Source organism: Streptomyces sp. NPDC002499 (assembly GCF_053595415.1).
Genome location: NZ_JBSFXO010000002.1, coordinates 279397 through 298714 on the forward strand (window position 1 = coordinate 279397; position 19318 = coordinate 298714).

Consider the following 19318-nt stretch of genomic DNA (forward strand, 5'->3'; position numbering starts at 1 on the left):
CGGGACCCTAGTACTGGGCTCGTGCGGCGTGGCGCTCCTTTCCCGTGTTCACCTCTCGCCGCCGAAGGGGAGTTGTGAGCCCTGCGGAGAGTGAGAGCAGTGCGCCGAGGCAGGCTGTCAGGAGGGCGGTGCGGACACCCGCGGCGTCGGCGAGCAGGCCCGAGACGGCCGCGCCGAGAGGCTGGCCGCCCCAGGCGATCATGCGGGCGGTGGTGTTGACCCGGCCCTGGAGGTGCTCCGGGGTGAGCTGCTGGCGGATGACAATGCCGTTGAGGCTGACCAGGGCGTTGGCGCTCTGCCAGCAGGCGAGGGCGGCCAAGCCCGTCACCAGTCCCGGCGAGGCGGCCCAGCAGGCGAGGAAGACGGTGTTGGCGGCGAGCCCGCCGAGGGTGATCCAGCCGAGGGGCACGGTCTTCTGCAGGCGCGGCAGGGCGGTCGCGGCGGCGAGTGCGCCCAGCGCGGCGGCTGCCCAGAACAGGCCGATGCGTTCGTCGTCCGGGGCCATCCCGAAGGTGCGCACGGCGGTCACGACGATCAGTCCGACGACGGCTCCTTCGGTGAAGCTGTTGCCGATGCCCAGAAGGGTGAGGGGGCGGATGAGGGGGTGCCGACGTATGTAGCGGAGGCCTTCCGCGATGTCGGCGAGGGTGTCCCGGACAGGCGCGCGGGTCTTGGCGCGGGCGCTTGGCTCCAAAGGGAGTTGAGCCAGGAGAAGGGCGGCGGCCGCGTAGCTGAGAGCGTCGAGCGTGATCGCCGTGGGCGGGGCGAGGGTGGCGACGAGCAGTCCGGCGGCGGAGGGTCCGAGGAGGCCGATCAGGGTGCTGGCGCTCATCATGCGGCCGGTCGCGCGGGCCAGGCCGTCGCGACCGACCAGGGTGGCGAGCGCGCCGAACGCGGCGGCGTCGAAGAAGACGAAGACCGCGGAGACCGCCGGGCCGGTCACCAGCAGTTGGGCCGTGGTGAGCAGGCCGAGTGCCGAGGCGACGGGGATGGCCGCGATGAGGACCGCGCTGGACCAGCTGCACCAGGTCATGGTGCGGCGCCGGTCCCAGCGGTCGGCGAGGGCGCCCGCCGGCAGGCCGAGCACGAGGTACGGCAGCGCCTCCAGGGCGGTGAGCAGGCCGCTGAGCGTGGCGCTGCCGGTGCGCTGGTAGAGCAGAACCGGCAGCGCCACGGCGGTGACCGTGGAACCGGCCCAGGACACCACGCGCGCGGTGAGGAAGAGACCGAAGCCGGTCCGGACGGTCATCAGAAGGCGTCGGGGTGGAGGGACTTGGCGAGGGTGACGGTCCCGTCGACCGCGCGCAGTTCGGAGAAGTCGGCGGCGGGTACGGCGATGAGACGGCCGTGTCGTACGGCGCTGGTGGCGGCGAGGTGGGTCTTCAGCCACTGCGCGGAGGCGGCACGGTCGGCTGCTCCGGTGTAGTGGTAGATGAGGACGTCGGGGTTCTTCTTGGCGAGGGCCTCGACGGACAGCGGTGCGAAGTTGCTGCCCTTGGGCACGGCGTCGTCCAGAAGGTTGCGGCCTCCGGCGCGACGGACGACGTCGGAGTAGAGGCCGCCGGCGAGGGCGTAGAGCTGCTTGTCGACGATCTGGACCATGGCGGCCGTGGTGACGGGCCGTCCGGCGAGGGCCTTGTCCACCGCCGCCAGCCGCTCCCGGGTCTCGGCCGCGGCCCGAAGTGCCGCGGGTCGGGCGTCGAGGAGTGTGCCGAGCGCGGTGAGGTCGGTGGTCGTGGCGGCGAGGGTAGCGGTGCCGGTGGTCTTCAGGCAGAAGGCGCTGTCGATGTAGACGGGGACGCCCAGTCGGGCGAGTTCGGCGATGGTGGGCAGCTTCTTGCCGTCGAACTGGTACTCGCCGTCGGCGACGATGAAATCGGGGCGGGCCGCCAGCAGCGCCTCCCGGCCGATCTCGCCGGGCGCGAGCACTTTCACCTTCCGGTAGTCGGTGGCGTAGGCCGGCTTGGGCGGGGACTGGTTGGTCCAGGTCTGGCCCGCGATCCGGTCCTTGAGGCCGAGCCTGAGCAGGAGTTCGGTGTTGGACGGGAAGAACGAGACGATGCGCTCGGGTGCCTTCTCCACCCGTATCGTGCGGCCGCAGTTGGTGACCTGTGCCGGGTAGTCGGAGCCGCCTGACGGGCGGGCGGCGGCGTTGGCGGCGCCGGTCGTGTCCGTGCTCGCGGGCGAGGCGCAGGCGGTGAGGACGAGGGCCGCGCAGGCGAGGGCCGGCAGGCCTCTGAGGTGTCGACGGGTCATTGGTCCGCTCCGTGGTGGCTAGGGCGCATGGCATGGGTGGGAAGAGGCGCGAAGCTCAGCTGGGGACGTCCGGTGAGCGGATGCGTGCCGAGCACGGCATCGACCTGGAAGACCGCGTCGAGCAGTTCGCGGGTGAACACCTCGTGGGGTGTGCCGGAGGTGACGAGGTGTCCGGCGCGCAGCACGTGGACGCGATCGCAGTAGGCGGCGGCGAGGTTGAGGTCGTGCAGCGCGGCGAGCGTGGTCACCCCGAGATCGCGCACCAGCTCCATGAGGTCCAACTGGGTGCCGATGTCCAGGTGGTTGGTGGGTTCGTCCAGGACGAGCAACTGCCCATCCTGGGCCAGCGCCCGGGCCAGCAGGACGCGCTGCTTCTCACCGCCGGAGAGCGAGGCGTACTGCCGGCCGGCCAGGTGCGCCATGCCGACCCGGTCCAGTGCGTCGGCCACGACAGCGCGATCCGCGCTGCTCTCGCCCGACCACGGCGTACGGTGCGGAGTCCGTCCGGCGGCGGCGACCTCGCCCACGGTGAAGTCGAAGGCGGCCGGGTTCTCCTGGGCCACCACGGACGTACGGCGTGCGGCGGCCTGCGGAGTCAGGCCCCGCCACACGTCGTCCCCGCCTACCAGGACGGCCCCGGACGCGGGGCGCATCGACCGGTAGACAGCCCGCAGCAGTGTCGACTTGCCGCTTCCGTTGGGTCCGACGACGCCGATGATCTCCCCCGGGGCCGCGTGCAAGGAGGCCTGCCGCACGATCCGTACGCCGGCGATGTCGAGATCGACTGCTTCGAGGCGGACTTCCATCAGGCCTCCCGTCCCGGGACCGAGCGGTCGCGTCGCAGCAGACACAGGAAGAACGGGGCCCCGGCGACCGCGGTGAGGATGCCGAGGGGCAGCTCCATGGGGGCGGCGACGGTACGGGCCGCGAGGTCGGCAAGCAGCAGGAACAGGGCGCCGGCCAGGGCGGTCGCCGGCAGCAGTGACCGGTGGTCGGAGCCGATCAGCAGCCGCACGCTGTGCGGTACGACGAGCCCGACGAACGAGATGCCGCCTGCCACCGAGATGACCGCCGCCGTCAACAGAGCGGACACGGCGAGGAGTTGAAGGCGCAGCACGTGAACTCGTACACCCAGGAAGGCCGCCGTCTCCTCCCCCATGGCCAGGGCGTTCAGCGACCGGCCGTGCAGCAGCAGCCAGGCCGTGCAGACCACGACGAGCGCGGCCGGCAGACCCAGATCGGGCCACCGCGCGCCCGCGACCGAGCCGAGCAGCCAGAACAGCACCCCGGAGAGCTGGTCGGGGCGGGCCCTCAGTTGCAGGTAACTGGTCACGCCCTGAAGCAGATACGACAGGGCGACCCCCGCCAGCACGAGCCGGACCGGTGCGGTCGTGCCCCGGCTGCGGCTCAGCGCGACAACCAGCGCGAGCGTCCCGCAGGCCCCGGCGAAGGCAGCGGCCGGCACCCCGATCTCCAGCGGACCGAGCAGCCCGACGGGCCCGAGCGTGAGCACGGCGACCGCGGCCAGCGAGGCACCGGAGGTGACGCCCAGTACGTAGGGGTCGGCGAGTGGATTTCGTACGACGGTCTGGAGCACCGCCCCGGCGACGGCGAGGCCCGCTCCCGCGACCATCGCCAGCAGGATGCGGGGCATCCTGGAGCCCCAGATGATCTCGTCGTCGATGCCAGTGATCCCCAACGGGCGGCCGCCGCCGGTCACATGGGACGCCACATCGCGCCACACCTCTCCGAACGGCAGCGACGCCGCGCCGAGGCCGACGGACGCGAGCGCGGCGACGGGCAGCGCGAGCAGCAGGCAGAGCAGAAGCAACCGTGCGGACATCACGCGGGCGGCTCGCGGTCGCGGAGCGCCTTCCCGGTCCGGAGCGGTGACCCGCGCGGCCCGCAGAGCGGGGCGGACGGGCCGCGCCGGAACAGGTGCCGGCGGTGGGCCGTCGGCGGCGGCCGGTGGCGGGACGATCACGGGCGGTTCCTTCGAGAGGGTCGGCGGTTCAGTGAGGCAGCGGCAGCACACGACGTGGCGCCTCACCCAGGGCGGCGGCGAGCCGGGTACCGCCCAGGAAGGGCAGCCCGGCCGCGGTGTTGGAGTACAGACCGGGGACGACGACCCGGACGACGTGCAGGCCCGCGGCGCGGACATCGGGGGTCGTGACGTCGACGGCGACGACTTGGTGTCCTGCCGTACCGATACGGGACACGAGGGCGTCGAGGGTGACGGGGGCGGGTTCCGTCCCCGAGCCTGTCTCCGAGCCTTCCTTGAGGGCGAGTTCCAGTTCCTGCTCGAAGGCGTCCTGTATGCGCGGGTCCAGGTGGAGCTGGAGGTGGCAGCCGTAGTCGACGACATCGCGGAGGTCTGTGCGGTAGGCGCCGCCGAAGCCGTAATCCCTTGTGGGGCGCCAGGGTTTGAGGGGGCTGCGCGGGTCGGCGGCGGCCCGCATGTAGGGGCCGGTGGGGTCGTCGTAGTCGGCGGTGAAGAGCTGGAGTTGGAGGGCCTCGCCGTAGGCCTTGAGGAGGCCGGCCTCCTCGTCGGCGCGGGCGGCGACGCCCAGGGTGAGGTAGCCGGTGACCGTGTCGTGGACCAGTGCCCCGGTGACCGAGAGCCCGAACGGGCGGCCGAAGGTGAGGAATCGGGTGTTCAGCCGGTCGCGGGGGCCACGGGCGAGATGGTCGAGCCAGTCCGGTGGTCGGACAGCGCGCAGGCCAGCTCTGCCGTGCCAGGCGACGGTCATGGCGTCCCGCTCGACGACCTCGCACAGGGCGCCGAGGCATGCGTCTTCGTAGGTGGCTCCGGCGGCGAGACCCGCCTGGATGACGGGGTTGGTGCGCGGCCCGCGCGGCTCGACGTCGGCGGAGACGTACGAGACCCAGACCAGGGACGCGGGTACGAGCACGGGCCCGCCGTCGGCCAGGTCGGTGCCCTCGGTCCACTCCACCACCAGGTCGCGCGTGAAGGGGGTGAGAGGGAACGCTGGGTCCGCGTACTGCTCCGGGCCGTACAGCGCGAGGGAGTCGGGGTCGATCGCCCGCAGGCCTCTCCCCCGCAACTCCTCGTAGGAGGCGCGGATGAGCCGGTCGGGCACCAGGTTGCCGCAGTACCGCTCTGCGGCCTCGCCGAGCGCGGCGCCCAGGGCGGCGTCGGGGTCCGCGAAGGCGTAGCCCGCGCCGGCGGAGTCGGCGGGCCAGGGGCAGAAGCGGGTGGTGTCGCTCAGTCGGGAGGCGATGAGCTGGAAACCCGCGGGAAAGTGCTGGGGTATGGGTGGGCGGGCCAGCCGGAGCACGATTCCGGTACGCGGGTCGGTCAGCAACGGGTACGGCATGCGGAGTCCTCGTCAGGCCAGCGGCAGGGGGTGGGGGTACAGCTCGTTCTCGTTCAACGGGCGCGATACGAGGCCGAGTTGGGGCGGAGTCCGGTACAGCCGTTCTCCGCCCAGGTACGGGAAGGCGGGAGGGGCGTTGCCGACCAGCCCCGGTACGACGACACGCACCACCGAGAGTCCGGCCGCCGCGACGTCCGGAGTCGTCAGGTCGACGCTGTAGGCCCGCAGCCCCTCGGCCGCGAGCCGCCCCAGATACACCTCGTGCGGATCTGCCTCGGCGACGGCCGGGATGTCGCGGAAGGCGATACGCGCCGGTCCCCGCAGCCGGTCGAGCGGCTGTCCCTGCATGCGGGGGTCGAGGTAGAGCTGGGCGATGGCGGGGAGGTCGGTCAGGTCGCGGTAGTCGGTGCGGAACGCGTCCCGGTAGGTGCGGTCGGCGCGGAAGGGCCGGAAGACATGGCCTTCCAGCGTGCCGGCGGCGACGGCCTCCCACACCTCACTGCCCGGTTCGGCGAGCTGCCGGGTGAGCGAGTACAGCCCGTACGCCTCCACCAGGGCCTTCTCCGCGGCGAGTTGGGGCTCGGCCCGACAGGCGCTGCCGAAGGCGACCATGCGCCGCTGCCGGTCCTCCAGGAAGGCCGCGACCACGGGTACGCCGAACTCGGAGGGGATGTGCAGCAGGCGCACGGACGGGCCCGGTCCCTCGCCGGGGGCGGGTCCTCCGAGGCGCGCGATGACGGCTGCCGCGTCGGAGATCTCGGCGGCTTCGGCCCCCGTGCTCCACCAGATGGTCGTGGCATCGCGCTCCAACAGCTCTTCGAGGGCGAAGCGTTCGGCGTGGGCGCGGTTCTCCCCGGCGGCGATCCCGGAGTAGACGAGGGAGTGGGTGGCGGGTTCTTCGGCGCGTAGGCCGTGGAAGTAGTCGAGCCAGACCAGCGAGGCGGGGACGAACACCTCTGCGCCGTCGTGCAGATCGCGGCCCGGGGTCCAGGCGACGGGCAGATCACGGGTGAAAGGCGTGAACGGGAAGCCAGGGGTGGCGTATTGGGCCGCCGAGTAGAGGGCGAGCGTGTCCGGATCGAGCGCCCGCAGACCGAGCCCGGTCAGTTCCTGGTAGGAACCCCTGCGCGCAGCGACCGGGACGGCGTTGCCGCAGTAGCGTTCGACGGCTTCGCCGACGGCGGCGCGGCGGGCGCGCTCCTCGTCACCGGCCGAGGCGCCGAAACCGAAGCGGTCGGCGAGCCACGGCGCGAACACATCTGTACGGGCCACGCTGGCGCCGTAACCGACCCACATCCGGGGCAGTCCCGGGCGACGACGCTGCCGTTCCAGTCGGGTGATGAGGCCGGTCCGCGCGTCGAGCAGAACTGATTCCGCGAAGCCCGCCGGAACCACGCCCTGGCCGACACCCGTACCGCTCCCCCTTGTTGTGATGCTCACTCGGTCGACTCCTCGTGCGTGGTGCGGGGCAGGATCAGGCGGGTTCCGTCGACCGGCCGGGTGCGTACGGTCTGCTCGGCGACGGCGTACGCGGTGCTTGTGCAGCGGTCCTCCGCTGTGCCGAGCGAGCGGGCCAGCCGGGGGAAGTCGCTGCTGGTGACCTCCAGTTGGAGACGGGACCCGGCGGGCACGGTGACGGCCACCGGGCCGAGTTCGATCGAGTGGGGGCCGTGGGTTCGCGTACGAGCCGTGTCGAGGCTTCCGTGCGCGAGCTCCAGCCAGCGGCCGTCGGCGGTGACCTCGGTCCAGCGGACGATCCAGTCCGTGGCCGGTGCGCTGGAGGCGGCATCGAGCACGACGACCGGCCTCCCGGCGATCGTGATCGGATCGTGGAGCGGGGCGCTCGTGAACCGGACGGCGTCACGTCGAGCGGCCAGTGGCGCCCGGTCGACGCCCGGCTGCCGCGAGGGGTAGGGGTCGGCGGGGTCGTAGCGGAACCGCGCCTCGCCACCGGTCGGAGGGTGGCGCGGGGCGAGTGTCCCGTCGGGGTGCGCGTGCCAGACGGCGTCGACGGTCGGCGGTGGCCATGACGGGCCCGTCCACCACTGGTGTGTGCCGACGGTGAACACCTCGGCCTCGCTCGCGCCGTGCCCGCTACCGCCCAACACCCGTGACAGCCAGTCCACTTGGCGGGCGCCCAGGTCGATGCGCGAGGCGGGTCCGTGGTCCCGGTCCCCGATTCGTGTTCCGGGTGTGTAGGCCAGGTCGTGTCCCCACGGGCCGATGACCAGCGCGCGCGACGGACGCGGATCGAGGGCGGCGCCCGCACGGTGGAAGTGTTCGAGGACCTCGTCGACCAGGAGGTCGTACCAGCCGCCGATGTGCAGGGCCGCCGCCGGCAGCCGTTCCAGTTCGGCGAGTTCCGGGCCCTCCGCCCGGTGGTCGGGGCCGTCCCTGATGACCTGGGCCCAGCCGGGAAGGCTCGCGCCGAGTCGGTCGGCGAGTTCCATGACGGGCAGGTGGTCGAGCAGGTCCGGGCATTCCTTGAAGACATGGGCGGTCAGGCCGTCGCGGCTGGTCCGCCCGTCGGCGCGCTCCAGCCACCAGGCGGCGTGCTCGGCGAGCCGCAGGATTCCGCTGCGCTCGAACTTGGTGCGGCCCAGCGCCATCGACGGGCCCATGCTCACCACCGCCCGCACCGCGTCCGGGCGCTCGGCGGCGAGGGCCCAGGCGGTGTGTCCGGCGTAGGAACCGCCGTAGGTGACGAGCCGTCCGTCGCTCCACGGCTGCTTGAGGACCCAGTCGGCGAGGGCCGCGCCGTCACCGCGCTCGTTGCGGTACGGCAGCCACGTGCCGTCGGAGTCGTACCGGCCGCGCACGTCCTGGACCACGTAGGCGAAACCCCGGCTCCGCCAGCCCGCGCCCTCGGCGAGGTGTCCGCTGCGGCCGTACGGGGTGCGGGTCACCACGGCCGGTACCGGCCAGGTGTGCGGCGGCGGGAGGTGGATGTCGACGGCGAGCGGAGTGCCGTCCCAGCCGGGCACGCGTTCGTTGGCCCGCACGGGAGGCACGCTCATCGCACGGCCTCCGCGGGAATGGTGACCGGCAGTGGCAGAACACGGTGCCGGTCGACAGTGGCGTTCGCGGAGTCCACGACAAGCTGCACATCACGGCCGGCCGGCATACCGGACTCGTGCCACCGCAGTACGTCCTCCACCAACAGCCCGGCCAGGACGGCCACCGCGGGAGCCCCGGGCCACGGCACCGGCGGCAGGTTGTCCCCGTCCAAGTGGGCCCAGTACGCGGCCAGTTCGTCGGGCAGGTCGGCGGCGGCCAGCAGACGACCGCGGGTGTCGGCGTACGACACGGTCCGCCCAGGGACGGACATGGGGCCGAGGACGAAGCGCAGCCCTTCGGCGTGACAGCGGTGCCAGGCCGTCGAGTGGAGCGCACACCAGGCGTCCACCCGCTGCCAGTGCGCGTCGGGCAGCCATCCGGCGCAGCAGACCACGATGTCAGCAGTCCGCACGATGTCCTCGTCGACCGGACCGGTGGTCACGCGCGTGGCGGGAGGGAGCAGCGCGACGACCGCGCGGGAGATCGGGTTGTCACCCTCGACGTGGAAGCTCAACGCGCCAGGAACCAGCAGCTGTTGACCTGCGGCCAGTGTCCCGCGTTCGGTGAGTGCACTGAGCAGGGCCCGACCGTGCTCGCTCTCCAGGGCTGGATCGGTCCGTTCGCCGTCGGTGCCGTAGGCGAACCGCTGGGCGGCGGTGAGGAGTTCCTGCGGACCGCGGATCCGGGTGAAGCCTCCGTCCGGCGAACTGTGCCGCCAACTTCCGTCGGGGCCTTCGTAGAGATGGTGTCCGGGTGCGATGCGATCCATAGGAAGTGCCTTCCAGGAGGGGCCGCCCGCCCCGTGACCTAGTCACGGGGCGGGCGGCGTCGGTGACTGCTCAGGCGGTCCAGGCGAACGGGTTGTGGACCAGCGCGTTGGTCCCCGGACCCTGCGGCGCGGCCAGGGACCCGTCGGCCTCCAGTTCCTCGAACGCGAACGGGTTGTGGACCAGCGCGTTGGTGCCCGGACCCTGCGGCGCCGCGAGCGAACCGTCGGACTTGAGCTCCTCAAAGGCGAGCGACAGCATGCGTTTCCCCTTCTTTTTGAAAACGGTTGTCGTTTTCAAGGGAGAGATTAGACAGACTCCGCGTGTGGCTGCAAGGCCCATCGGCAAGATCGCGTTCGAGCGCTAATCTCAGCCCTCGTGAACCATCGGCAGCGAAAGAAGCTCTCCCGGCGCCTGTTCAACGCGATCCCGGTAGGTGACACCACCGCCGTGAAGGCGGCCCTGCGGGCTGGGGCCGACCCTGAGCAAGTCGACGGCGAAGGCACCACTCCTCTGTACGCCGCATCCGTGCAAGGTCAGGCCGAGATCGCCCGCCTGCTTCTGGCAGCAGGCGCCTCCCCCGACATCGAGAGCAGCGGAATCGGCGCGGAGGGAACGCCGTTGTGCGCAGCCGCATGCTGGGGGCACACCGAGACCGTGCGCGAACTCTTGGCGTACGGCGCCGATCCGAATGCGCGTGAAGATCACGGCACCGGGTGGTCCCCCTTGGAGTGGGCGAACAATGGCCGCCACCCCACAACTGTCTCTGTCCTCACCGCGGCCGGCGCCGTCACCGGCGGACGAGCGATGTAGCAGCGGCGTTCACCATCGCCTCGGACGGTCGGAGGCGGGCGGAGGCGGCGACGCGAGGCCCGTCTGTTCTGCTCGGGTGGGGTGTGGCTGGCCACACCCCAGATGGATGGCGTACCGCAGTGACCTGGGGATCGACGGCGCGACATCGTGATCGGCATGACGAGGGGCCCGCCCACCAATTGGTTCGGGCGCTGCCCCGATGCCCGATCGAGCTGAAGGATCCTCCATGCGCGCTCACAAGGTCCCGTCGCAATCGGCGGAGGTGCCCGGTCGGGCACTGGCTGTGCTCGTCGCTCTCGCCATGGCACTCGGCGCCGCCTTCGTCCTCGCCCCGGGCAGGCTGGCGGCGAAGGGTTCGGAGGGCGGGTTCGCCGAACAGCACAACCTGGTCGATGCCCTGCGGCCGGCGTTCGTCGCGTACTGGCGGTCCGGAGACCGGGCATTCCCCTCGGACCTGCAACGAGTTGTCGACTACTGGTTCCGCTTCCACGTCGTCAAGGCCGTCCTCGCCGCGGCTCTGCTGATCGTGCTCGTCGTACTCGGCGTCCTGCTCTGGAAGGCGTTCCTGAGGTCCAGTGGGCCCGTAGCCCGAGGCAGGGTCGCTCTCGCTTCCGCCGCTGCCGTCGTCAGCGTGCTCGCGCTGGTGTCGCTGGCGGCGGTGATGGCGAATGTGCAGGGTGCGATAGCTCCCTTCTCTTCGTTGACCTCGATGCTTCCGCTTGGCGCTCCTGGCGGCCAACTCACCGGTGCGGTCGAGCAGATCAGGCAGGGCCTCGCCAACTACCCGGACACGGGAGGGCAGAACGCGGTCGCCCTTCGGGTGATGGTCGACGACTTCGGCCTGTACCACGAGGTGATTGCCGTGCTGGCGTCCATCGTGGCCGTTGCCCTGATCGGTCTGAGCGTGATGGCGTGGAGGCGGTTCGCCGCGGCAGGCGCGTCCGGTGACGGCGCGGTCGAGGGGCGAACGCGGCGCACGATGGGGTGGTTCGGTGTGCTCTCGGCCCTGTTGGCGCTGGCTGTGATCGTCGTCGCGGTGGCCAACACGGGTACCGCGGCGGACCCGGCGCCGGCCCTTCTCGACTTCTACAAGGGCGGCTGGTGACGGGCCGCGTGGCTGATCAGCCGGACGGACCGGACCGACGACATCGACCGGATCAGGATCCGAGGTAGGCGAGCACGGCGAGGACCCGGCGATGCTGGGTGTCGTCGGGCGGTAGGCCGAGCTTGGCGAAGACGTTGCCGATGTGCTTCTCCACGGCGCTGTTGGAGAGCGCCAGTTGCCGGGCGATGGCCGTGTTGGAGTGGCCTTCGGCCATCAGCGACAAGAGCTGCCGCTCGCGTGCGGTCAGTGTCTCCAGCGGGGCCTTACGCCGTTGCCCTGCCAGGAGTTGGGCGACGACCTGGGGGTCCAGCACCGTCGCGCCACGGGCGACCCGGTCCAGGGCGTCCAGGAACTCCTCGACTTTGGCGACCCGGTCCTTCAGCAGGTAGCCGACCGCGCCGGAGCCGTCCGCGAGCAACTCGGCGGCGTACGACTCCTCCACGTACTGACTGAGCACCAGTACGGGGCTGCCGGGCAGTTGCGCGCGGGCGCTGATCGCCGCGCGCAGGCCCTCGTCCGTATGGGTCGGCGGCATGCGTACGTCGACGACCGACACGTCCGGGCGGTGCGTGAGCACCGCTTCGACCAAGGAAGGACCGTCGCCGACTACCGCCACCACCATGTGGCCGTCGTCGGTGAGCAGGCGGACGAGGCCTTCGCGCAGCAGGACCGCGTCGTCAGCCAGGACGATCCGCAGCGGCCTGCGGGGCCCGTGGTCCTGTGGTGCTTCGGCGGCCGGACCGGGAGCTGTTCTGGGCGAGCCCGGGGTCAGGGACATGGGAGCTCTCCGGTGATCGTCGTCGGGCCGCCGTCCGGGCTGGCTATCCGCAGCCGGCCGCCGACCGCGTGCAGTCTGTCGTCGAGGCCCCGCAGGCCGTGCCCTTTGGCCACAGCCGCGCCGCCCAGGCCGTCGTCCGTCACCCAGACCCGCAGGACGCCCTCGCCGTGGCGCACTCCGATGGTGCACCGGTGGGCGCGGCTGTGTTTGGCGACGTTGGTCAGGGCCTCGGCGACCACGAAGTACGCGGCCGTCTCGACCGCGGGTTCCGGCCGACGGTCCAGGGGGCCGAGGTCGAGGTCGGCGGGTACGACACAGCGGGCGCCCAGCGCGGAGAGGGCCGCGTGCAGGCCCCGGTCGGCGAGGATCGGCGGGGCGATGCCGCGTGACAGGGCCCGCAGCTCCTCCAGCGTCTCCTGCGCCTGGGCGATCGCGTCGGCGAGTGCCTCCCGGGCGGTGTCCGGTCTGCTGTCGAAATGGTGCTGGGCGCGACCGAGTTCCATCGACAGGCGGACCAGGCGCTGCTGGGGGCCGTCGTGAATGTCGCGTTCGAGGCGGCGCAGGGCCGCCGCCTCGGCCGTCACCGCGGCGACGGTCTGCGCGCGAGCGGTGTCGCGCTCCTGCTCAAGTCCCTTGATCCTGCGGTGCAGTGCCGACAGGTCGGACAGCAGCGCTTTCCCCAGCCCGGCCTGAACGCCGACGCACGCGCGCGTCACCAACGGCAGGGTGGCCAGCATGAAGAGACCGAACGTGACGGCGAAGGCGACGCGCTCGTCCGGCGAAGTCAGCCCCAGACTCAAGGAGATGTGGGATTCCGAACCGCCCAGGTAGAGGTTCATCGGCCGCATCGACCCAGGCGTCGCGTACGGGTTGCGCACGGGACACGTGACGGCAGCAACGCCGATGAACCCCCACAACGCCGTTACAACCCAGGTGACTACGACGACCGGGAGCACCAGCACCGTGTGCGCCAGGTCCAGCCACAACCCCGGGTCCGACGCCGCGGCTCCCTCCCCTGACCGTCGACGCGTGCCCCGCGTCTCGCCGCCCCGGGAGCGCACCAAGGCGATCCGCCATCGCTCCAAGTCGGCGGGCCACCGCGCCAGTTCCGCGGCACGGATCCTGACTGAGGACCGGCTCGGGAGCAGCAGGCCGGCCGTGCCGAGACACAGAGCGCCGAGCACAAACAGCAGGCCGAACAGGGCAGTCACCGGAGCGGTCAGCAGGTACAGCGAGTCCAGAAACGTACGGCGTCCCAAGCGCACCGCGAACCGGCCACCCGACCGCCACCGCCCCGTCGCCACACCCACGTTCACGCCTGTGACCACGGAAGACATCGAGTCAGCCATGCGTCCAGCCTAATCGCGATCGGATCGGGAAAGGCGGTCTCCCCTTCGCGCGGGGCTTGTGCTGGACTACCCCCACATGATCCGTACACGACGATGGGGTGACTGCGATGCCTCTCGAGGGCGAGTACGACCCGAGTCCGATGGGGTGGATACGCGAACAGGTCGAGTTGTACGAGAGTTCGGGTGGCACGCAGGGCACAACGCTCTGGGACACGGGCCTGCCGGTCGTCATCGTCACGATGCGCGGCGCGAAGAGCGGCAGGATCCGCAAGATTCCGCTGATGCGCGTGGAGCACGAGGGGCGGTACGCGGCGGTGGCCTCGAAGGCCGGCTTCCCGCGCCACCCGGTCTGGTTCTTCAACCTCAAGGCCGGACCCCGGGTTGATCTCCAAGACGGCCCCGAACTACAGAGCATGACGGCCCGTGAGCTGGCCGGGGACGAGAGGGCCCAGTGGTGGCAGCGCGCGGTCGCCGCGTATCCGCCGTACGCCGAGTACCAGGAGAAGACCGACCGCGTGATCCCCGTCTTCGTGCTCGAACCCGAGCACTTGACCGCGTGAGACCTACCAGTACGTGGCCGGTCCCGTCAGGACCCAGCCGGTGTCGGTGGGTCTGACCTGGAAGCCCAGCGCCACCTCGATGATCTGCGCGTGGTAGGTGATCTTGACGTAGACGCTGCTGCCGGTGTGGCCCCAGACGAAGTCGGCGAGTTCGAGTTCGCCGAGCCAGGACATGTCCTGCTCCCATTGGTCGGCAGCAGGACCGTCGCTCGCCTCGTCCTCGTCATCCTCGGCGTTCGCCTCGACGGAACCGGACCACAGCGCCTTGAGCACATGCCGCATCGAGTGGTGGTCGATGGCCTGTTCGGCCTCGGAGATCTTCCCGGCTCGCAGCAGGCTGAAGTAGTCGCGAACGACCGCTTCGATGTCACTCGTGGCAGGAGGCTCCGTCCAGATCTGCATCGCATGATCATACGATTTGCTGGGATGTCGACCCGGAGCCCGGGTCGCTGTCAGTCGCGCCACCAGCGGGCATCCGCGCCGAAGACGTCGCGCAGGGTGTTGGTGGCGCAGTGGATCTCGCCCTCGGAGACATGGGGACTGATCAGGTCGTCGACGTAGGTCACCCGATAGCCGGTGCTGCGGAAGGCCGCGGTGATGGCCTCGGCGAAGACGTCCTTGCCGTCCACGACGGGACCGTACGGCTTGGGTGCGACGTATCGACCGTTGTTGAGGACGAGACCGTTGACCGTGCCGGGAATCTCCGCCACCGCGTCTCTCATCGCGGCCAGTTGCTGCTTCTTGGCCTCCTTCTCGGGGCCGTCGTCCATGCCGCGGATCTCGGTCTCCAGCATTCCGTAGTCCATCGAGCGGGCCGTGTAGAGGGCGGGGACGCGCACGATGTCGGCGTCCGTGAGACCGGTCTTCGAGCGGAGCACGGCGAGATTGGCGTCGATCCGGTCGGCGGCCCGCTCGTTGGTGCCGGTGAACTGGGTGTCGACCAGGAACTGGTCGACGGTGCGCTGGTCGATCCGCTCGTCGTACGGCCACTCCAGCGTGGGCAGTCGGCCGTGCAGAAGGTCGCCTCCATGGCCTTTCGCCCGGACGTCGCGGAGCAGGGCCAGACCTGCGCGGGGGTCTGCGACCACGGCCCGCCAGCCCAGCCGGCTGCCGGGAGCGGGCAGGAACTGCACGAACTCGTCGACGTGGCCGATGGTCAGCCATGAGGTGTCCAGCGAGATCGGGTCCTGCATGCCCTGGGCCCGCAGGAAGGCCAGCATCTCGGGAGCGGGACCGGTCGGACCGGGGGTGAGACCGTCTCCGCCGATGACGACCCGGCCGTGCGGGTTGCCCGGCGTCGGTGGCATGGTCTCCAGGTTGCCCATCGAGTCGTAGCTGTTGTTCTCGTTCACGTCCGGGACGTGGGTGAGGTGGACGGCCGCCACGTCGTGGCCGGCGAGTTCGGTGAACGCGGTGCGGGCGGCCACGCGACGGTCGTCGTTGACGGAGGTGATGAGCACCCGCATGCCGTGGGGACGGCCGTCGGGACCCGGGACGGCGGTGTAGGCGGGCTCGAAGATGTCCTGAGCCCATGCGTCGCCCTTGGTGTCGAGGGCAACGGAGGGGCCCTGCACTCCCCCGGCGGGCAGTGCGGCGTCCAGTTCCTTCACGAAGGCGTCGGTGTAGGTGTCCCCGTCGCTGGTGCTGGCTCTCAACACCTGTTGTACGGGCGCGGTGTTGAGCTGCGTGAGCACCGGGGCCTGGCGGATCCGCAGGTGCGCCGAGGAGCTCTTGCCGTCGGCGGAGACGGTGAGGGTGATGGTCGATCGACCGTTCCAGGTCGTGGTGTCCCTGAGTATGTCGCGGCCCTCGACCGCGAGTTCCACTCCGTCCCTCAACTCCTGGGCGGAGAGGACCGTTTGCGGCCCGACCACCTCCCAACCGCGCGGGGCGGTTCCGCCGGGCCGGTGGACGAAGAGCCGGATGCGGTCCGTGACCGCCGCGGGCACGGCGATGCGGCCGGTGGCGGAGTCGGGCGCGCCGGCCCAGGGGCGGGTGCGGAACCTGGCCAGGTCTGCCTCGTCGGCGGCTCCGTCGACCACGTCGTCGGCGGCGTCGTTGCAGGCGGCCAGGTCGCGGTCGGTCTTGTTCTGCTCCCAGCGATGCGAGCGGACCAGAGCGGCCCATTCCGCCTCGGCCTTCTCCCGGTCCGGGTCCGCCTCCAGTTCGGCCCTCCTCTTGTAGAACGCGTCGTCGTTGGCGGCCTCCCGGTCGACGGCGTCCTCGACCAGGCTCCGCGCCCGATCCCGGCAACGACCGGTGTCGTCGTCGATGTTGGGCAGGAAGAGCAACTCGGGCCCGGCGCCCGCCGGCTGATGTGCCGTCAGTCCGGCCGAGGGCATGCCACTGGCGGAGGCGGGCAGGGTCAGGCCGAGGATGCCGACGCTGACAGCACCGACCATCGCGATACCGCGGGTGTGGATCTTCATGCGCCGGATCCTCACAGGCCTGTGTTCGATTCCCGTCAGGGACCTGTTTGGCGTCTGTCAGGGAAGGCCCAGGGAAAGCGGAAGGCTTGAATGCCCGACTCTGACACCGGTCGGCCGTGACCGGCCGGGCGCCTGCCCTGAGTTGCTCTCACTGAAGGAGCTTCGCGGCGGAGGGTCTCTCAGGAGGCCGCGCCTCGCAGTACCTCGTCGACCAGCGAGTCGAGGTCGGCTGTCACCTTGTCCACCTCGGCGTCGCCGAACTGCCCGAAAACGGTGCTCGGCCGGTCGTACTCGAATGCGACCTCACCCTGGATCTCGCGCAGGAGGACGCGGATCGGAGCGTAGAGGGAAGCGGAGAGTTGATGCCGGGTCATGTGCGTCGCCACCAGTGCGTTGCCGCAGTCGTACTGGATCGCGCGCCTGTCCAGTCCGACCGTTTTGAGCAGGACCCCGTGATTGCGTTCACCGGCGATGACGAGTGGTGCGAGGTTTTCCAGGGCCTCGATCGCGCCCGCGACATCATTCGCGCCGAGTCGCGTGAAGATGCTCTCGTCAAAGCGGCCCATGGCGCTCTCGAACGCCGCCTTCGTTTCATCGAACGATTTGTTTGACACCAGGGTGATGTGCTCGACGCGGATGATCCGTGTCGCCGTTTCTGGCATGGGACTGTCCTTTCAATGAGCATCGGTGCGCATGCGCCGATCGCTGAAGGTGGCGCTCACCATGGCCGGGCCTGTCGACAGCAGGGCGGCACCGCCGACGCCCATGACCGCCTGCGCGGAGATCAGCGTTGTGGCTCTGTCGGCAAAGACAGCCAGCATGCTGCCGATGAGGAAGGCGGAGGCGCCGGCGGTGAACACCCGGTGTCGTCCCGCCGAGTTGGCGAGAGTTCCGGTCGACGTCACGAAGCCGACCACGGCCAGACCGAAGACACCGGTGATCCAAACCAGCGTGCTCGCCGTGACGTGCAGATCACTCCGCACGTCACCAAGGGCGGAGATGACGGACGACGCGTCGACGAAGGCCATCAGCACACCGAGGCAGACCACCATGAGCCTCGACCACCGGCGGACGCCTGCTTCTTCGCCGGGTACCGCGGCGCGCGAGCGCTGGGCGGAGGCAGAGAAAGTGGAGGCGTAGGACGAGTTGGTGGTCGCGTTCATCATCTGGCTTTTGCTGACCATAGTCAGCAAGCTACACCACTGGCTATTGGTGACAACAGTCAGGTGTGTCCGGCGGCACCTCCGGGAGTGCGGGCGTCAGCCGGCGGTGACGGTTTCCGGGACCTCGGTGTCGGTGCCGTCCATGGCGAGGGCGGCGGTTTTCGGACCGCGCAGGGAGATGTAGACGAGCAGGGCGCTCAAGAGGGCGACGCCTGCCCACATGGCCTGTTGCCACCCCTGGATGAAGGACTGTTGGGCTGCGTGGAGCAGTTCCTGCTGGTGCGCGCCGGTACTGGGCGCCACTTCGACCGCGTTGGCGATGCCGTCGCGCGCGATGTCCGCGGCGCTCTGGGGGATGCCGTTGAGCTTGTCGTCGATGGCGTTGCGGTAACCGGCGGAGACCAGTGCGCCGAGCAGGGCGACGCCGAGGGCGGTGCCGAACTCGCGGGTGACGTCGTTGAGTGCCGAGGCGACGCCCTGCTTCTCGTGGGAGAGGGAGCCGGTGATGGCCTCGGTGGAGGGGGTCATCGACAGGCCCATGCCGACACCCATGGCGAGCATGCCGGGCAGGACGGTCAGGTAGCCGTGGTGGCCGCCGTCGGCCGAGACGAACAGCGCCATGAGCGCGAGGCCGGCGGCGGTCAGCGCGATGCCCGCCGCCATGGTCGGGCGGGGGCCGATCCGTGCGGCCAGCTTCGCGGCGGCGCCGGAGGCGGCCATCATCATCACGGCCATGGGCATCAGCGCGAGCGTGGACAGCAGTCCGGACCAGCCGAGCACGGCCTGGAAGAACGGGAAGAGGACCACGGCGATGCCCGCCTGGACACCGAAGACCACCAGCAGCGTGATCGAGCCGCCGGCCAGGCCACGCTCGCGGAACAGGCGTACGTCGAGCAGCGCGGCGTCGCGGCGGTGCAACTCCCAGGCCACGAAGCCGATTGCGCCGATCACTCCTACGGCAAAGCTGAGCAGCGTCAAGGGTGCGGTCCAGCCGTGCTCCGGGCCCTCTTGCAGGACGAAGATGAGGCCGACCGCGGCGACGGACGACAGCAACGCGCCGACGCTGTCGAAGGAATGAGCAGAGCGCTCGCGGGAGTTGGGGACCGACTTCAGTGTCATGGCCAGGGCCACGACGACCAGGATCACGGGCAGGACGAACAGCCAGCGCCAGTCGGCGACGTCGACGAGGAGGGCGGAGAGGAACATGCCCAGAATGCCGCCTCCTCCGGCGACCCCGGTCCACACGCCGATGGCCTTGCCGCGCTGCTCCTGAGGGAAGGTGGAGGTGATGACGGCCAGGGTGATGGGCATGATCATCGCGGCGCCGATGCCGCCGGCCACGCGCGCGGCGAGCATCACCTCGGCGGTCGGGGCCACGCCCGCCACGACGTTTGCGGCGCCGAAGATGCCCAGACCGGCGACCAGCATGGGCTTGCGGCCGAGTCGGTCGCCAATGGCGCCGAGCGGGAGCAGCAGAGCAGCCAGCGCGAGGGTGTAGATGTTGATGATCCACAGAACCGTGCTCTGCGAGGCATCGAACTCGACGGCCAGGTGGGTCTGGGCGACGTTCAGCCCGGACACCGATGCGACTACGGCCATCAGTGCCAGGGAGACGGCGATCAGGATCGTGCGCAGCTGCTGCGCGTCCGGCGTGCCGACGCCGCTTCCGGGAGTCGCCGGTGAATTCTTGTTCGCACTCATGG

Annotated in this window: 19 protein-coding genes; 3 read left to right on the forward strand and 16 right to left on the reverse strand. The window is 70.7% G+C overall.

The genetic code is table 11. From position 1 onward, the window contains the following. Positions 1-7 precede the first annotated feature (7 nt). The 9 genes from ACWD5F_RS05915 to ACWD5F_RS05955 all read right to left on the reverse strand — a co-directional run bounded on the left by ACWD5F_RS05915 (position 8) and on the right by ACWD5F_RS05955 (position 9679). Positions 8-1249, reverse strand: a complete 1242-nt coding sequence (locus tag ACWD5F_RS05915; RefSeq protein ID WP_451251480.1) for an MFS transporter — start codon at positions 1247-1249, stop codon at positions 8-10. After that, positions 1249-2256 carry an ABC transporter substrate-binding protein gene (locus tag ACWD5F_RS05920; protein WP_451251482.1) on the reverse strand — a complete coding sequence of 336 codons (1008 nt, stop codon included), beginning with the start codon at positions 2254-2256 and terminating at the stop codon, positions 1249-1251. The genes ACWD5F_RS05915 and ACWD5F_RS05920 overlap by 1 nt, the downstream gene beginning before the upstream one ends. Next, positions 2253-3062: an ABC transporter ATP-binding protein gene (locus ACWD5F_RS05925; RefSeq protein ID WP_451251484.1), complete on the reverse strand. Its 810-nt coding sequence runs from the start codon at positions 3060-3062 to the stop codon at positions 2253-2255. The genes ACWD5F_RS05920 and ACWD5F_RS05925 overlap by 4 nt, the downstream gene beginning before the upstream one ends. Beyond that, positions 3062-4240 carry a FecCD family ABC transporter permease gene (locus ACWD5F_RS05930; protein WP_451251486.1) on the reverse strand — a complete coding sequence of 393 codons (1179 nt, stop codon included), beginning with the start codon at positions 4238-4240 and terminating at the stop codon, positions 3062-3064. The genes ACWD5F_RS05925 and ACWD5F_RS05930 overlap by 1 nt, the downstream gene beginning before the upstream one ends. Before the next feature lie 28 nt (positions 4241-4268). Continuing rightward, positions 4269-5594, reverse strand: coding sequence for a YcaO-like family protein (locus ACWD5F_RS05935; protein ID WP_451251488.1), 1326 nt, complete (start codon positions 5592-5594; stop codon positions 4269-4271). 12 nt (positions 5595-5606) lie between these two features. Beyond that, entirely contained in the window at positions 5607-7034 is a 1428-nt protein-coding gene (locus ACWD5F_RS05940; protein ID WP_451251490.1) for a YcaO-like family protein, read from the reverse strand. Further along, positions 7031-8611 (reverse strand): CocE/NonD family hydrolase, encoded by a 1581-nt coding sequence (locus ACWD5F_RS05945; RefSeq protein ID WP_451251492.1) that lies wholly within the window; start codon positions 8609-8611, stop codon positions 7031-7033. The genes ACWD5F_RS05940 and ACWD5F_RS05945 overlap by 4 nt, the downstream gene beginning before the upstream one ends. Continuing rightward, positions 8608-9420, reverse strand: coding sequence for a hypothetical protein (locus ACWD5F_RS05950; RefSeq protein ID WP_451251494.1), 813 nt, complete (start codon positions 9418-9420; stop codon positions 8608-8610). Before ACWD5F_RS05950 ends, ACWD5F_RS05945 begins: the two co-directional genes overlap by 4 nt. Before the next feature lie 70 nt (positions 9421-9490). After that, the gene (locus tag ACWD5F_RS05955) at positions 9491-9679 is read right to left on the reverse strand and encodes a streptamidine-related RiPP repeat protein (protein ID WP_124003198.1); all 189 of its coding nucleotides are present in this window, start codon (positions 9677-9679) and stop codon (positions 9491-9493) included. A gap of 117 nt (positions 9680-9796) precedes the next feature. Between ACWD5F_RS05955 and ACWD5F_RS05960 the strand changes: the two genes are divergently transcribed. Beyond that, complete coding sequence (locus ACWD5F_RS05960; RefSeq protein WP_451251496.1) at positions 9797-10231, forward strand: ankyrin repeat domain-containing protein; 435 nt, start codon at positions 9797-9799, stop codon at positions 10229-10231. A gap of 226 nt (positions 10232-10457) precedes the next feature. After that, positions 10458-11336, forward strand: a complete 879-nt coding sequence (locus tag ACWD5F_RS05965; RefSeq protein WP_451251498.1) for a hypothetical protein — start codon at positions 10458-10460, stop codon at positions 11334-11336. 52 nt (positions 11337-11388) lie between these two features. Here the strand turns inward: ACWD5F_RS05965 and ACWD5F_RS05970 are convergent, their stop codons facing one another. Together ACWD5F_RS05970 and ACWD5F_RS05975 are read right to left on the reverse strand one after the other, a co-directional pair. Beyond that, positions 11389-12033, reverse strand: coding sequence for a response regulator transcription factor (locus tag ACWD5F_RS05970; protein WP_451252273.1), 645 nt, complete (start codon positions 12031-12033; stop codon positions 11389-11391). A gap of 71 nt (positions 12034-12104) precedes the next feature. Beyond that, positions 12105-13463: a sensor domain-containing protein gene (locus ACWD5F_RS05975; RefSeq protein WP_451251500.1), complete on the reverse strand. Its 1359-nt coding sequence runs from the start codon at positions 13461-13463 to the stop codon at positions 12105-12107. A gap of 107 nt (positions 13464-13570) precedes the next feature. Here ACWD5F_RS05975 and ACWD5F_RS05980 point away from each other — a divergent pair, with 107 nt between their 5' ends. Next, positions 13571-14023 carry a nitroreductase family deazaflavin-dependent oxidoreductase gene (locus ACWD5F_RS05980; RefSeq protein WP_451251502.1) on the forward strand — a complete coding sequence of 151 codons (453 nt, stop codon included), beginning with the start codon at positions 13571-13573 and terminating at the stop codon, positions 14021-14023. Positions 14024-14026: 3 nt separating this feature from the next. Here the strand turns inward: ACWD5F_RS05980 and ACWD5F_RS05985 are convergent, their stop codons facing one another. The 5 genes from ACWD5F_RS05985 to ACWD5F_RS06005 all read right to left on the reverse strand — a co-directional run bounded on the left by ACWD5F_RS05985 (position 14027) and on the right by ACWD5F_RS06005 (position 19316). Further along, a complete protein-coding gene (locus ACWD5F_RS05985) occupies positions 14027-14425 on the reverse strand; it encodes a hypothetical protein (RefSeq protein ID WP_451251503.1) in 399 nt (132 codons plus the stop codon). Positions 14426-14475: 50 nt separating this feature from the next. After that, positions 14476-16452, reverse strand: coding sequence for a protein-arginine deiminase family protein (locus tag ACWD5F_RS05990; protein ID WP_451251505.1), 1977 nt, complete (start codon positions 16450-16452; stop codon positions 14476-14478). A gap of 179 nt (positions 16453-16631) precedes the next feature. Further along, the gene (locus ACWD5F_RS05995; protein ID WP_451251507.1) at positions 16632-17114 is read right to left on the reverse strand and encodes a DUF302 domain-containing protein; all 483 of its coding nucleotides are present in this window, start codon (positions 17112-17114) and stop codon (positions 16632-16634) included. A 12-nt stretch (positions 17115-17126) separates the two neighbouring features. Then, positions 17127-17636 (reverse strand): MFS transporter, encoded by a 510-nt coding sequence (locus tag ACWD5F_RS06000; RefSeq protein ID WP_451252275.1) that lies wholly within the window; start codon positions 17634-17636, stop codon positions 17127-17129. A 75-nt stretch (positions 17637-17711) separates the two neighbouring features. Further along, positions 17712-19316 (reverse strand): MFS transporter, encoded by a 1605-nt coding sequence (locus ACWD5F_RS06005; RefSeq protein WP_451251509.1) that lies wholly within the window; start codon positions 19314-19316, stop codon positions 17712-17714. Between the last annotated feature and the right edge of the window lie 2 nt (positions 19317-19318).

Excerpts from the sequence above, each read along its gene's own strand:
- ACWD5F_RS06005 (WP_451251509.1), bottom strand. The coding sequence starts at position 19,316 with ATGAGTGCGAACAAGAATTCACCGGCGACTCCCGGAAGCGGCGTCGGC.
- ACWD5F_RS05995 (WP_451251507.1), bottom strand. The coding sequence starts at position 17,114 with ATGCCAGAAACGGCGACACGGATCATCCGCGTCGAGCACATCACCCTG.
- ACWD5F_RS05945 (WP_451251492.1), bottom strand. The coding sequence starts at position 8,611 with ATGAGCGTGCCTCCCGTGCGGGCCAACGAACGCGTGCCCGGCTGGGAC.
- ACWD5F_RS05925 (WP_451251484.1), bottom strand. The coding sequence starts at position 3,062 with ATGGAAGTCCGCCTCGAAGCAGTCGATCTCGACATCGCCGGCGTACGG.
- ACWD5F_RS05975 (WP_451251500.1), bottom strand. The coding sequence starts at position 13,463 with ATGGCTGACTCGATGTCTTCCGTGGTCACAGGCGTGAACGTGGGTGTG.
- ACWD5F_RS05950 (WP_451251494.1), bottom strand. The coding sequence starts at position 9,420 with ATGGATCGCATCGCACCCGGACACCATCTCTACGAAGGCCCCGACGGA.
- ACWD5F_RS05915 (WP_451251480.1), bottom strand. The coding sequence starts at position 1,249 with ATGACCGTCCGGACCGGCTTCGGTCTCTTCCTCACCGCGCGCGTGGTG.
- ACWD5F_RS05980 (WP_451251502.1), top strand. The coding sequence starts at position 13,571 with ATGCCTCTCGAGGGCGAGTACGACCCGAGTCCGATGGGGTGGATACGC.
- ACWD5F_RS05985 (WP_451251503.1), bottom strand. The coding sequence starts at position 14,425 with ATGCAGATCTGGACGGAGCCTCCTGCCACGAGTGACATCGAAGCGGTC.
- ACWD5F_RS06000 (WP_451252275.1), bottom strand. The coding sequence starts at position 17,636 with ATGGTCAGCAAAAGCCAGATGATGAACGCGACCACCAACTCGTCCTAC.
- ACWD5F_RS05990 (WP_451251505.1), bottom strand. The coding sequence starts at position 16,452 with ATGAAGATCCACACCCGCGGTATCGCGATGGTCGGTGCTGTCAGCGTC.
- ACWD5F_RS05935 (WP_451251488.1), bottom strand. The coding sequence starts at position 5,594 with ATGCCGTACCCGTTGCTGACCGACCCGCGTACCGGAATCGTGCTCCGG.
- ACWD5F_RS05920 (WP_451251482.1), bottom strand. The coding sequence starts at position 2,256 with ATGACCCGTCGACACCTCAGAGGCCTGCCGGCCCTCGCCTGCGCGGCC.
- ACWD5F_RS05955 (WP_124003198.1), bottom strand. The coding sequence starts at position 9,679 with ATGCTGTCGCTCGCCTTTGAGGAGCTCAAGTCCGACGGTTCGCTCGCG.
- ACWD5F_RS05965 (WP_451251498.1), top strand. The coding sequence starts at position 10,458 with ATGCGCGCTCACAAGGTCCCGTCGCAATCGGCGGAGGTGCCCGGTCGG.